The organism is Borrelia hispanica CRI (assembly GCF_000500065.1).
Classification (GTDB): domain Bacteria; phylum Spirochaetota; class Spirochaetia; order Borreliales; family Borreliaceae; genus Borrelia; species Borrelia hispanica.
The window spans coordinates 11,767-26,550 of sequence record NZ_AYOU01000121.1 but is presented as its reverse complement, the minus strand read 5'-3'; the positions used below and the strand labels follow the sequence as shown (position 1 = coordinate 26,550).

The window sequence follows — 14,784 nt, the reverse complement described above, 5'->3', positions numbered from 1 at the left end:
AAACAAAACAATATAATGAAAATTAATCATCATTACTTGGAATTAATACAATCTCCGTTCCTTTCTTAAAATCGATCTTCTTAAATAACATATTTATTCTATCTTTACTTAAATTATCATCAATAAATTTATTACTAAAAGTATCTATAACAGAATCATACCAAAAAACCGAACTTAATATCACTGAAATCCAATAACCATTGGACTCAGAACTAATATTATTATTTTTAATAATATTTTTCTTAATATAATCAAAATCAGTATCTACAAAATCTATTTTTTGTCTCTCCAAAATATATTCATTAACAGATTTTAAAACACTATCTAAAGCCTTAGGTTCAACTGTAAAAGATACAATAATAAAACCATCTGAATCAGAATGCTTTCTAAAATAGTAATTAAAAGACGCATTTATTCCATAAACACTAGACTGTTCTCTTCTAATAGCCTTAACAAGACCTTCACTTAAAAGAGATGCTAAAGCCCTATAATTTATACCATCTTCAGGTGTATAATTAAACGTGAAAGGATATACAACATGTACAGCACTACTTACAGCATCCGCTTTTCTTCTAACAACTATTCTCTTCGTATTTTTCTTATACGAATAATCTAGATCTCTAAATTCATCCAGCTTTTTAGAATTTAAATTACCTAAATATTTACTTGACAATTTTTTTATTGTATCTAAGTCAATATCTCCCACAAAAATAAATTTAAAATTGTCTGCATAAGTAAATCTCTTTTTATAAAAATCTAAAAGAATATTTTTTGATATATTTTGCAAATCAGATTCTTGAATATCTCTTAAACGATAATCATCATTATTATAAAATTTATTAATAGCATTAGAAAAAAGATAATCAGAACTATTTTTTCTAGCCTTAATTGTTGAACTCATATCATCAATAGTAGTCTGCAAAACAACATCATCTATCTTGGCTTCATTAAATGTAAAATATATAAGCTTAAATAAAGTTTCAAGATCCTTAGTCTCAGCACTACCATCAATATGTGAAGTTCGCTCAGAAACCGATGGTATCAATTCTACCAATTTATTTGATAAATATTTTTCAATTTGAAGATTAGAATAATCCCCATATCCTGACTTAGAAACTATTCTTGGAGCTAAAGATAAAACAGGAATCAACTCAGCATCCTCACTGAGTAAACCACCCCAAGAAACTGCAGTAAAGTCAACTACATTTTTCTTATTTTCATTATGTTTAAAGTAAACTTCAACTCCATTCTCCAAAGTAAAAGATGAAATTTCATTTATAAATTCTTTTTCATCAACAATATTTTTGCTTTTTAAAGATTTTTTGAAAAATTCACCCTGAATTGACACATCATCATAAGGTTGAATTTCTTTATTTAAAGCAATCTCACGAAATTTTTGCAACTCTTCAAAAGTTAAATTAGAATGCAATTTTTTAGAATACTTATAAATAACAGTCATATCATCTATAACTGCCTCACTACTAGCAAGAGCTGATATTGTATCCAGGCTAATATTATTCAAATATTTAATAGCAATGTCAAAATATTCATTATCATCAATCAACTGAAAATTCGACGAAGCAACATCCACCAAACGATCTGCAATTCTGGAAGACTTTTGTTTCTTAAGATTATCTTTACTCAAGGTATAAGAAGTTATCATTTCAGACTTAATTTTATCAATCTCTCCTTTTGTAAAACCAAACCTCCTAATTCTCTCAATTTCATAAAAAAAACCTTCAAAAGCTTCTTTAAAATGTTCTGAATCGATAGTTAAAGAAATATTTTTAATCAAAACATAATTATTATCTGATTTATAATTCGAATCAAATTTATCAAATGATCTAAAATAATTTGTCCCAATAACCTTTAATTCATAAAATCTATTTATAAAAAGCCTATTTAAGAAAATTTTCTCGATATATCTCTTAAGATCCTCAACAGTAACAACACTTCCTTTGGTTTCTTCTTTACAAACAAAACTAATACTAGGAAATAAGGTTTCATCATCATCTATACTTACAAACTTCTCATCAATTACAGTATCTAAATTTATTACAACTTTTTCAGGATCATCTAATGGTTCCTTAAAGGATGCAAATAATTTCTTTATCTTCTCTTCAATGTCTCTTGGATCAATATCTCCAACAATAATGACACTGGTCAAATCTGGTCTATACCACTTATTATAAAATCTTTTAAAGTCCTCTGATTTAAAAGATAAAATCCTCTCTTCAAGACCAATAGGAAATCGAATAGAATATCTACTATTACCTCCAACAACCTCAAACATTTTTTTGAACATTCTAAAAGAATAATCATCTCTATATTTTTTTTCTTCAATAATAACATTACGTTCTTTATCTATTTCTAAGTCATCAAACTTAATTTGAAAAGCCCAATTTTTCAATACATTTAAAGCTTCATCAACTTCACTCTCCTGGCCACCATCTGGCAAATCAAGATAATAGTAAGTTTTATTAAAAGTAGTATAAGCATTAAGATCAGCTCCAAATTTCATTCCAAATTTTTTGAGAATTTCCAAAATATCTTCACTACCAGGATAATCCTCTGTACCTTTAAAAGCCATATGTTCAAGATAATGAGCTAAACCCCTTTCATTTTCTTCTTCGTTTAAAGAACCAACATTAAACAAAATTCCCATATGAACAAATTTACTTGGAACTTGATTCTTATAAACATAATATCTAAGTCCATTTTTAAGTTGACCATTTACTAAGTTTTTATCCAAACTTAACTTAGAAGATGAACAAGATAAAATAATAAAACCCAAAACAAAAAAAACAACTTTTAATATATTAATATTATTAACATGTTTACATCTCATTTTAATTTCCTTGAATTAATTCTTATATTATAAACTTTTTTAATTTCTCTAATAATAGACGTAAATCCAAAATCATACCAATCCTTTATACCCTTTAATCTAGAAATAGGAAACAATTCATAAAATAAAAATAAAAGTTCCCCCTTAGACAATTTTGCAATATCATTAAAATAAATTTTCTTATTTAATTCCCCAACATAAACAAAGAATCCCAACTTGTCTAAAATAAGTTTATTAAAATCAGGACTTAGAATACTTTTTTCATAAATTTCAATAGTAGCATGTTCACTTGCAACATCATTATAACCTTTAAAAAAAACCTGCTCTAAGATAACAAAATTACCATCACTAACACCTACTCTACGACCATCTAATGTTTTTAAAAACCCATCAAGATCATCAAAAAACACAAAAATATTTAACGCCTTAGATGCTTTCAAGACAAACTTTGAACTATTATAATTATCCAGATTATCTCGCTGCAAAGGATTAATAAGTTGCATATCATCCAATTTATCATTGCCATCTAAAACCTGTATACCTTTCTCAATCAAAGCCTGATTAGCTAAATCAATATATGTAAAAAGTTCATCCTTTTGATTTAAATATTTTTCACGTTCTAATAAATGAATTATAAATAACAAATCTTGCTTCTCAAGACTGCGATAAAAATCAATATTTTCTAAATCAATCAACTTTATTCCAAAAATCAGATTATGAATACACAAAAACAAAACCATTACAAAATACCGACTCATACATAACTCCCATAAATATTAATCTATTGCTTTAATTTTAAAAAAACAGGACAATGATCACTACCCATTACCTTATTTAAAATTAAAGCATCTTTTACTTTAGATTGAAAGGCCTTATTTATAACAAAATAATCAATTCTCCACCCTACATTACGTTCCCTAGCCCTTGTTTTATAATCCCACCAAGTATAATTGCCTGGCTCCTTATTAAACATTCTAAAAGTATCCACATAACCTCTATTTAAAAAATTATCCATCCAATTGGTTTCTTCAATATAAAAACCAGCAGATTCTCTGCTAGTTTTAGGATTGGACAAATCAATTTCCGTATGTGCAATATTAAAATCCCCACAAACAATAAGATTTTTTCCAGAAGTTACAAATGAATTTGCAATAGATTCAAGACTCATCAAAAATTCAAGCTTATAATTAAGTCTCTTTCTTAAAGACTGTGAATTAGGAAAATATGCATTAATCAGAATAAAATCATGATAATGAGCAATAATGCATCTTCCTTCTCTATCAAATATTTCAATATTCATATTTTCCAATTTAATAGGTTCAATTTTTGAATAAATAGCAACACCACTATAACCTCTGATTATGGATTTTGAAAAATATGAATAATATCCCTCAATATCAACAAGTTCCTTAGGTAACTGTTCTTTTAAAGCCTTGGTTTCCTGCAAACACAAAATATCAGGGCTATATTCTGCAATAAAATTAAGAAAACCCTTATTAGAAACAGCTCTTATTCCATTAACATTCCAAGAAATCAAATTAATCATCATATACCAATCTAAATATAAATTTGTAAGCCATCATAAGCTAAATAAATATTATCCCTCCTCAAATAATCAAATTCATCATGCATGATATCATGTGCAATATGAGTGAAATAAGCAATTTTAGGATTGATCTTCTTAACTTCAAGAATAGCATCATCAAAATTTAAATGACCTGGATGAGGTTTAATTCTCAAAGCATCTATTACCAATACATCTAATCCCTCTAAATAACTATAAGAAATCTCCGGAATAGACTTAACATCAGTAAGATATGCTAAATTATTTATTCTATATCCTAAACTAATTATATCTCCATGTAGTAAAGGAATTGGGATTATCTTTATTCCTTTAAAAAAAATTTGCTCAAAATCAACTGCTAATCTAGGAAGAATATTGGCTTTTCCACTGATAGACATTCTTGATGAAAAATTATGTGGAAATGCATTTTTAATATGATGCATAGTAGTCTCTCGGGCATAAATAGGTAAAGGAGCGCACCTTGTATAAAATTTAATATCATCAAGTCCCATAATATGATCATAATGTTCATGAGTATATAATACCAAATCCAATTTCAAAATATTTTCCCTTAAAAGCTGTGTTCTAATATCAGGTCCAGTATCAATCAATAAGTTAAGACCACACAAACTTAACAAAAATGCACTTCTAAGTCTTTTATTTTTACAACAATCTGAATTACATACTCTACAATCACAGTTCAACATAGGAACACCACTTGATGCACCAGTTCCTAAAAATATTCCTAACATGTATTACCATTACCCCTTAAGAACCCCAATTATATCATAATAAAATTAAACGATAAAAGAAAAAACCTGGTTATATCATTAAAAGCTCAATTCAAATCAATAAATTATTTTGTAAATAAAGTTTTTATGCTTATAATTAGTTAAGGAAAAAATATTTTTTATGTACGAACAATCTTATGAAACAATATTTTTATTAAGTTTTAGTATATTTTTAATAATAAATTTATTTAATTTTAAAAAAGAATTTTCTTACGAAGATTATTTCATCATCTTTCCAGGAACCTTTTTCATAATTACATTATATCTTATAGAAGCAAGACCATTAATGTTATATACCGGTTCCATATTCCTATTTTTCTTAATAACGACTACTATTAAAACCATAAAAACAATCATTCTCAGAAGACAAAAACAAAAGAAACAAAACAATAAATTTAAAAGAATAATTTTCACTATTCCCTTTAAAATAATGATAGTAATACCATCAATAATAATAGTATTTATAGCAACAATATTTTCATATCTCAGTTTTTTCATCAACTATCCAAAAGACATAAATGCAAACTATAAAATAGGATTTACAAAAATCAAAGATCACAAAAATAACTTAAATCTATCAGTTTGGTATCCAATTAACCTCACACTAGGACTTAAACGTCAAAATCCTTTTTTTTATTATGATTTTAATCCTTTTTTTATAAATGAAATGAATTACCTTCCAACATATGAAAACGTATATAAAGATGCACCCATTAGCAACAATCAAAAACTATATGACAGTATCCTCATTATTCTACCCCCTTATTCTCATGACGCAATGTTTAAAACATTTGTAAACAGACTAGTTAAAAAAGGAAATATTGTATATCTATATTCTCCAGTATACAAACATATAAACACCTATAACTTTATTAAAAATAACAATACAACTTTACTAACCCATATTTCAAACTCAATGATTAAACATTTGGTAGAACCCATCAAAATTTTCAGTAAAAGAAAAGACAAAACATCCGATATTACAGAAATTCAAAATGTGATAGAACTTGTAAAATCAAGTCAAAAACTAAAATTTTTAGATTCAAGAATGGATATAAATCAATTGGTCTTAGTTACAATGGGAAATCAGGTAAACATTGCAAATGACATCATAAATCAAAATCAACAAATAAAAAAATATATAAATATTGGGGGTAAACCTCAAAAATTTAAAATCAAAACGTTACAATTGTTACTCAAACAAGATGAAAATGAATGGCAACAAACAGAATCGGATATATCCTTTATAAAAATAATCAACATGGATCATATTGGTGAGATTTCTGATTTCATTTTTAGTAGAAGTTATTTATCAAGTTTCAATCTATTTAAAAATCAAGAATTAACATTACCAAGATTTGATTTCATGATAAATGAAATTGATCAATTTATTGAAGATAAAGGACATTAAAAATGCAAAAGAAATTTATACTGTTAGTAATATCGCAAATATTATTAACAGTAAAGAGTTACTGCACCGAAGAAATAATTGAAATAAACACATCAACACAAAAAGAAAAATATATTCCTTTTTTATTAAGTAAAGGGAAAAGTCAAGTAGAGGATATTGTAAAATATACATTAAAAATGAATCCTTATCTTGAAGCAGAATATGTCAAAACAATTGCACAAATTTATATAGAAGAAGCTATAATTGAAGGAATAAATTACGATATTGCCTATGCCCAAATGTTACTTGAAACAGGTATTTTGAAATTTAATGGGATAGTATCAAAAGAACAACATAATTTTTCAGGCATAGGAGCCACTGACAATTTTACAAAGGGAAATTCTTTTTCTAATATGAAAGAAGGAATAAGAGCACACATTCAACATTTAAAAGCCTATGCCTCAAGTCAAGATATAAACTCAAACATGGTTGATCCTAGATTTTATTTCGTTAAAAGAGGATCTGCCCCAACAATATATGATCTTACTGGAAAATGGGCAACAGACAAACTTTATGATAAAAAATTAAAAAAAATATTGTTAGGATTGTTAGAATTTGAAAATTCAAAAAAATAAGAATAACATATCAGAAATATTAGAATTTATATACAGTAAATATAATAAACGAGAATTTGTTCATCCAGACCCATTAGAATTTTTATATAAATATACAGAAAAAGAAGACATTGAACTTGTAGGTTTGATTAGCTCATCACTAGCATTAGGAAGAGTTGAGAGAATACTATCAGCAATTGAGTACATTTTAAAACCACTTGGTAAAAAACCTTCAGAAACACTCAAGACATTTACAAGAAAAGATTTAAATGAAATATATAAAGACTTTACATACAGGTTTTTTACAACAGAAGACATTGTTAAATTATTAATGTCTATTAAAACAATAAAAGAAAAATATCTATCAATTGAAAATCTATTTCATAACATCTATAAAAAAAACAAAAACTTTATAGCAAGCTTAGACGATCTCATAACACAAATGGAAAACGTTAATAGAGAACCATTTGGAATGATACTTCCCAAACCATCAAAAGGAAGCGCTTGTAAAAGACTATTTTTATTCTTAAGATGGATGATAAGAAAAGACAATGTTGATTTGGGAATTTGGAATAAAATTAATCCATCAAATTTAATAATTCCAATGGATACTCATATGAGAGATATTTCAGCAAAACTGTTTAATCTTCAAAATACAAAAAATGTAAGTCTTAAAAGAGCAATAGAAGTTACAAAATATTTTTTAGAACAAAACAAAGATGATCCTGTAAAATATGATTTCTCATTAACTAGATTTGGAATAAACAAAAGCTTCACCAAAAAAGAACTATTTACAAACATTTTTAATTTTAAGACAAATGATTTTCTTTAAAAGCATTTCCCAAAATTCTAATGCCTTCAAGCGTCAAATATAAATTAAAGATAAAATCCACACTTATTAAAGGTAAAATCAAATGAGAATTTCCCCCCGTAATTATTAATTTAAATTCTCTATCATAATTACGAACAAGATCATGATAAACACCTTCTATTAAATACTTATACTGATAAATTACACCACTATTGACACTATCAATAGTTGACAAACCCAATAATTTTTGAGGCACTACAAGATCAAAATCCTTTAAAAGATATGCATTCTCAACTAATGCAGTCAAACTTGTGAAAGGTCCACCATTAATTAAACCTCCAAGTATGCCATCTTTTCTACTAACTGCAAAAATAGTACAAGCCGTGCCAAGATCTGCCACCAAAGCATCATTAATATTATAATATTCAATAGCTCCAACAAGATTTGCAAAAACATCTGATCCTAGGATAAACTTACGGCCACTATAAAACTCAAAACTTAAATCATAAGTTAAATCAAAACTAATAAATAGAGGAGTCACATTATAAAGAGAAATAATTGCATCAATAAACACTTTATCGATAACGGGTACAACACTACTTACAAATACTTTATTAACCCTAAAGTTAAATTTGCTTTTAAGAAAGTTACAAAGCTCTCTTAAACTTAAATCAAGTTTTGTTTTAAGTTTAAAAAACATTTGCATACCTCCAATATCATATAACGCAAAAGATATACTTGTATTCCCAATATCAACAACTAACTGAGCTGAATCAACAATTTTACTCATCAATATTCCTAAATTCCATTATATTATCAAATCTTAAAAAAATTTTTGTATCATCGAGTTTTTTGGGTGTTATTTTTAAAACCAATGTCTTATCTCCAGCATAATATCTCCATCCATCAGAATATATATAAAATTGAATATCTGTAAACCAATTAATATTTCTAAATCTAACTAAAGTAGGACGTTCAACACCTTTAAAAAAGAAATATCCAGGAGAATTTAAATCACGATCAAATTTAATAGAATAAAAAGACTGAGAAAAATTAAAATTTATAATCTTTGATGAACTATATATCCAATGTCCAATTCCAAGATTGGGAAATAAATTAAATTTTGGAATATAATCATTATCAACAATATCAGCATAATAATTCTCATATGGAATCTTATTACCATCAGGCTTCATCAAAGAATAATAAATAGCATTACAAGCAAACTCCAATATTAAATTAGAATTTAACTTAGAAGCAAGTCTTTTAAGTAACCCAGCAATCTTAAGTGTATATTCAATATCCCAAGACACATCCTTCTTATTCTCAGAAACATAAGCTTCTCCATTATTAGTTACAAAAAACAATGTAGACACAAATTTTATTAACTCTTCTCTCAACTTATCCAATATAGAACTATCATTATCAAACTGCAAGAATGTAATATAATTAGAGAGAATATTATAGGCTTGTGTTAAACCAAACCCAGAGCTCAATATTACTTCTGGAGTCCTTAAAATATTTAACGATTCATTTAAAATAGAAACATTTTCAGACAAAAAAATCTTTTCTAAAAGGTACGCATCTTCCTTTAAATATTTTAAAAGTTTATCTGGCTCAAGAGAATTAATAAAAGTTTTATTCACAGAGAGATAATGAAAAAACCTATCTATTTTTTCAGCATCAACATAATAACTTGCACTTAAATAAGTTAAACTATCCTCATTAAGACTGATTAAAGGTTTAAGTTTTAAAAATATATCCTCATAATTATGCCTTGTTATAGATTCTGCCAAATAATAAATAAATATATCCTCATCAAAAGAATATACATTACCCTTACGCCATCCACCCTTTTTAATGCTAAAATTCGAACTGCTACCCCATGCATCATAAACTTTATCTCTAAATTTCATTAATACTGAATCAAAATTTTTTTTACTTATCTTCTTAATTAATGAATATACAGCAGAAAAATTCATATTCAAAGGAATATCTTTAGAAACTACTTCATTTGCAATTTGAGGCTTTACAACCAAATTTCCAATTTGAAAAACCTCTTGAGGAGCAATTAACATTTCCCTCTCTTTTAGTTTACTATGTTTGCCTAAAGAAACATCAAAATGGTTATTTGTAGAATCATTAACAATCATATTTTTGTCAAATAAAATTTTATAATCACTCTCAATTTCATAACTTATTAAAAATTTTTTAGAAAGATTGGAACTAATCTGAAAATTATTATTTGAATCAAATACAAATAATAAAAAAATATTATTTTCAAAATAAACATAAATTGAATTACCTTGTACTTTATAAGAAATTGGATATAGCTTAAGACTATTTTCAGGAATAATAATAGGATGAGATCTAGATAAATTTATCTTAATGCCTCTTATATTAAAAACAAGATTATCTAAAACATAATGACTATCTTCAACCTTATTATTAACAAAAAATTTTAAATCATTTAATAAAAATATATTTAAACTCAAGTTTCTAAATTGAATAAATACGATTACAAATAAAAATAAAATACCAATTAACAAGTAAAAAAAACTCAAACTCAAATATCGCTTCATATCATTCAATATTAATAATAAAGAATTAAAATATCAATATTGGTTGTATAAAAGCAAAAAACTTAATAAAATTAATAAAAGCACACAGTAAATATAAAATAGGAGTAACAAGATAGATGAAAATTCCAAAAAATTATATTCCAGGAACAAACCCTTACAAATCTCTTCCTAAAAAGCCTATTATAGAATCAACAAAAAAAATATCAAAAAAACAAGAACAAATTAATGCAGAAATAATGAATTCACAAGAAAAAATACTAAAGTTATACATGAGGAGACTACAAAAGAAAGAACAAATAATGCTTCAAACCTTCATTGTAGAAGGACATAAAGTTGGGTCTAAAATTTTTAACAATTTGCCAAAAACTTTAAAAGAAATAATAACTATAATGAATATAGAATCTTTCAAGATATTACTTAAAAATACAAAAAACCCTATAAAAAAACTTTATATTAAATTTTCAAGCTGGACATTAAATAAACTCTTAAAATCTATCGACAATTCAAGCATCACACAAGACAAAAAAACATCTATAAAAAATACACAAAAACAGAAAACCAAAAACAAATAATAAATCTTATTATAAATAACTTAAAGCCAAATACACATAATTTCTATAAAAATAGAAATTATATCATCCCAGTTAATGATTAAAGTTCAATACAAAACAACAATTAAAAGTATATGCTGCATTTAACTCTCTAATAAGCCAAAATATTTACTAATGAATAATAAACTCTAAAATAGAAAAATCATCTCTAAATGCATTATATTTTGACAAATTTAACATTTTATTATACAAACGCTCTAAAATAAAACTATCTAGATTCAATGTATTTTCTTTTAATATTTTATAAAAATCATCAATAGACATTATTATATCCTGATTATTTTCAATCTCATAAACACCATCACTAAAAAGTAACAAATGTGAAAATTTATCCAAATAACATTCACTCTCTTTGCAAGGATACACTTCTTCAATTCCAAGAATTGCACCTTTAGTCTTAAGATAAATATTACCTTTTTCAGTCAAAACAACAGCAGGAGGTGCTCCTGCTGATGCAAATCTTAAATTTTTAGTCTTTACATTTAAGACACCATACCATAGAGTAATAAACATATCACTCCTGAATTTCACAAAATAAGTATTAACATAATTTAATACCTTATAAGGACTAATGTCTTTATTATTCATAACATAAGAATTAATAACACTTGAAACATTAAGAGATAAGAGTGCAGAACCCACTCCATGCCCAGAAATATCTATTAAATAGATTATTAAATTATCATCATTAACAAAATAATAATTAAAAAAATCACCCCCTATTCTTTTTGATGGAACAAAGATCCAATTAGAATGAAAAAATTCGTTTTGGATTTTCTTGGGCAATAAATTTTCAATGTAATTTCCAGCCTCAATAAGCTCACTCTCAACACATTCTCTACCATGCAAAACAAGATCTAAATATTTTTGTCCTTGTTCTATCACCTTTTTCTTTTTAAGAAAACTAGTTATTCTAATATCCAATACCAATAAATCCAAACTTTTAAAGAAATAATCATCAACTTGTTCTTCAATAAAAGTTTGAATAATATCTTTTCTAGTTATCTGAGAAATAACAATAACAGGAACCATTTCATAAAAACTATTACTCTTAATATTTCTAAGTAAATCCAAAATCATCTGAATATTTTCATCCGAATTTAAATCAAGAATAATCAAATCATAAAAATTATCACAGAGTAAATGACTAAATAAATCTACAGTATTTGCAGCCATAACAATGTAGTCCCTTAAAATCAAATAATTGACAAGTTTTTCACTATAAGCACTCTCACAAGAAAAAATTAATAATTGATTACCATCCTTATTTGCATCTTTTCTATTTTTAAGAGAAGAAGAGAAAACCATATTTTCAAACTCAATCTCTATATAAGATATTACCGATAAAATTTTACAAGAAATGGCCTTAAAAAAAGCAATACCAGCATCTCCAATTCCACTATAATGCATAGAATTATCTATTAATTCTAAAGACAAATATAAATAAGACATTAAATCGCACTTCATGCTTCTAAGCATAAATTTACCCAACTTTAAATCTTTAGAATCCGCACACTCTCCCTGAAATTTATTAGCAATATCTAAAGTTAATTCAAGATAATTAGTAATATCATCATAAAAATATCTAGGAGTTTCTTTATAGAGTGCATAAGAATAAGTATTGATAAGTAAAAAAATCTCTTCTATTTTTAAACCAAATTCATTTAATATATTAATAACATTATTACTATTCATCCTCAATCAACGCAACTCTTGAAATAGGAAGAAAAACATCGCTACCAAACGCTTTTTTGGAAACCTTAACTATAATAGGACCTTTCCTTCTCTTATACTCACTCCCAGAATAAAGATCTAAAACCTTTACAACCACCTCTTTCCCAAAAGACTTGTAAAGCAATTCCAAAGGCTCATTCTCAAGTAGGTACTTACTTAATATACTATCAAGAACTTCATACGTAGGAAGGGAATCACTGTCTTTTTGATCAGCTCTAAGTTCTGCAGACGGTTCTTTTAAAAGGATATTACTAGAAATAACTTCCCTGCCTTCTTTTTTATTCACATATCTTGCAAGATTATAAACATCTAGCTTAAATAAATCTCCAATCAAAGAAATTCCACCACAAGAATCACCATAAAGCGTACAATAACCAACAGCAATTTCACTCTTATTACCAGTATTCAAAAGTAAAGATCTATTTGCATTACTATAAGCCATTAAAAATAATCCTCTAAGTCTAGCTTGAAGATTCTCTTCAGTAACTCCCTTTGTATTTAAATACCCATCAAGATAATCCAAAGAAAATTGAAACATGCTCTCAATTGGCATATGAATTAATTCAAATCCCAATTCATTAGCAAGTTTCTCTGCATCCAACACAGAGCCTTTTGATGAAAATCTACTAGGCATAGAAATACCTACAACTCTATTAGCACCTAAAGCTGTACATGCAATATAAGCAACAAGAGCAGAATCAATACCACCAGAAACACCCAAATGAACTTTTTCAAAACCTGCAAGCGCAACATACTCTCTCAAGCTAATAACCAATGCTCCAAGAAGTTTATCAAAAATTTTGGATTTACAATCAAACTCTAAATCATAAAATTCTTCATTAAATAAAATATCATATTCAAATTCTTTAGCTTGTTTGATTTTGCCATATTTACTAATAAAAAAACTCAAACCATCAAATACTATAGAATCATAAATGCCATATAAATTGGCATAAGCAATTTCCAAATTATTTTTTATAGCTACATCTTTAAAAAACTCAAGTCTTAAATTATTTTTCTCACAAGTAAAATAAGATTTTGATGGAATTAAAAGATAATCAATGTTACTAAAAGAATTACAAAATTTGTACTGAGGCTTATGAAATAAGAGTTCATCATCTAAATTTAAAACAGCAATATTTTGACCCTTATAACTAAATAATACTGGGACATTAACTTCCCTAGTTGTCAAAATATACTGATGATCACTTACCACAGATATACAATCAAATAATTTGCCATCATAAAAATTATAATGTCCAAATACAACACAAAGTCTAGCATCAACTTGTCCTTTTATAAAATCAATACAATACAAAATTTTTTTAACGTATTCAGGTCTATAAAATAAATTTTCATATTCAATACCTTCAACAAAAATAAAAGGAAAAACTAAAATATCAACCTTATTTTGAATAGCATACTCATAATTTACCTTAAATTCATTTAAAATTTCATTAAATCTAAAAATTCGACACTTTATCTGAGCTACACATATTTTCACAAAGTAAATGATAAGCAATAACAGAAAAAATTACAAGAAAACCCTAAAACACATAAAATAAATTTATAAATTTTAATCTTTAATATAGAAAAAACTAGATTAAAATTATAATAATTCACTAAACAATACATATCTCTTAGCAGTAACGTCAATTGTATTTTTTAAAAAACAACTAAAACATTTTTTTATTTTGACAAAAAAATACACATAAGAATTTATTAAGCTTAAAATATGTGTCAATATTATACTAATATAGTTTTATAGTCAACATAAACCCTTTTAAAGATAATTAAAATGAATCAAACTTAAAAAAATTTTCATAAAGAAAAAATTTG

General features: G+C 26.0%; 12 protein-coding genes. 4 read left to right on the top strand and 8 right to left on the bottom strand.

Annotated elements, in window-relative coordinates; all coding sequences use genetic code 11:
- Positions 1–22: 22 nt before the first annotated feature.
- From U880_RS0103695 to U880_RS0103680, 4 genes are read right to left on the bottom strand one after another with little or no spacing between them, the layout of a single operon-like run.
- Complete coding sequence (locus U880_RS0103695; protein ID WP_024654804.1) at positions 23–2,848, bottom strand: M16 family metallopeptidase; 2,826 nt, start codon at positions 2,846–2,848, stop codon at positions 23–25.
- Entirely contained in the window at positions 2,845–3,606 is a 762-nt protein-coding gene (locus U880_RS0103690; protein ID WP_024654803.1) for a hypothetical protein, read from the bottom strand. Before U880_RS0103690 ends, U880_RS0103695 begins: the two co-directional genes overlap by 4 nt.
- Before the next feature lie 23 nt (positions 3,607–3,629).
- Positions 3,630–4,391, bottom strand: a complete 762-nt coding sequence (gene xth / locus U880_RS0103685) for an exodeoxyribonuclease III (RefSeq protein ID WP_024654802.1) — start codon at positions 4,389–4,391, stop codon at positions 3,630–3,632.
- Positions 4,392–4,405: 14 nt separating this feature from the next.
- On the bottom strand, positions 4,406–5,164 hold the full coding sequence (locus U880_RS0103680; protein WP_024654801.1) for an MBL fold metallo-hydrolase: 759 nt from the start codon (positions 5,162–5,164) through the stop codon (positions 4,406–4,408).
- A gap of 160 nt (positions 5,165–5,324) precedes the next feature.
- On the opposite strand from U880_RS0103680, the gene U880_RS0103675 reads away from it, so the two are divergent.
- The 3 genes from U880_RS0103675 to U880_RS0103665 are packed head-to-tail and all read left to right on the top strand — an operon-like array spanning position 5,325 to position 8,039.
- Positions 5,325–6,614: a hypothetical protein gene (locus tag U880_RS0103675; protein ID WP_024654800.1), complete on the top strand. Its 1,290-nt coding sequence runs from the start codon at positions 5,325–5,327 to the stop codon at positions 6,612–6,614.
- A 2-nt stretch (positions 6,615–6,616) separates the two neighbouring features.
- Positions 6,617–7,228: a glucosaminidase domain-containing protein gene (locus U880_RS0103670; RefSeq protein ID WP_024654799.1), complete on the top strand. Its 612-nt coding sequence runs from the start codon at positions 6,617–6,619 to the stop codon at positions 7,226–7,228.
- Positions 7,209–8,039, top strand: coding sequence for a TIGR02757 family protein (locus U880_RS0103665; protein WP_024654798.1), 831 nt, complete (start codon positions 7,209–7,211; stop codon positions 8,037–8,039). The genes U880_RS0103670 and U880_RS0103665 overlap by 20 nt, the downstream gene beginning before the upstream one ends.
- Here U880_RS0103665 and U880_RS0103660 read toward each other — a convergent pair.
- Both U880_RS0103660 and U880_RS0103655 read right to left on the bottom strand, forming a co-directional pair.
- The gene (locus U880_RS0103660; protein ID WP_024654797.1) at positions 8,017–8,808 is read right to left on the bottom strand and encodes a type III pantothenate kinase; all 792 of its coding nucleotides are present in this window, start codon (positions 8,806–8,808) and stop codon (positions 8,017–8,019) included. The two genes, U880_RS0103665 and U880_RS0103660, sit on opposite strands and share 23 nt — an antisense overlap.
- Positions 8,801–10,600 carry a hypothetical protein gene (locus U880_RS0103655; protein ID WP_024654796.1) on the bottom strand — a complete coding sequence of 600 codons (1,800 nt, stop codon included), beginning with the start codon at positions 10,598–10,600 and terminating at the stop codon, positions 8,801–8,803. Before U880_RS0103655 ends, U880_RS0103660 begins: the two co-directional genes overlap by 8 nt.
- A 116-nt stretch (positions 10,601–10,716) precedes the next feature.
- Here U880_RS0103655 and U880_RS0103650 point away from each other — a divergent pair, with 116 nt between their 5' ends.
- Complete coding sequence (locus U880_RS0103650; RefSeq protein WP_024654795.1) at positions 10,717–11,172, top strand: hypothetical protein; 456 nt, start codon at positions 10,717–10,719, stop codon at positions 11,170–11,172.
- Between the two features lie 150 nt (positions 11,173–11,322).
- Here the strand turns inward: U880_RS0103650 and U880_RS0103645 are convergent, their stop codons facing one another.
- Together U880_RS0103645 and nadE are read right to left on the bottom strand one after the other, a co-directional pair.
- Positions 11,323–12,906: a SpoIIE family protein phosphatase gene (locus U880_RS0103645; protein ID WP_024654794.1), complete on the bottom strand. Its 1,584-nt coding sequence runs from the start codon at positions 12,904–12,906 to the stop codon at positions 11,323–11,325.
- Complete coding sequence (gene nadE, locus U880_RS0103640; RefSeq protein ID WP_024654793.1) at positions 12,899–14,449, bottom strand: NAD(+) synthase; 1,551 nt, start codon at positions 14,447–14,449, stop codon at positions 12,899–12,901. The genes U880_RS0103645 and nadE overlap by 8 nt, the downstream gene beginning before the upstream one ends.
- Positions 14,450–14,784: the final 335 nt, after the last annotated feature.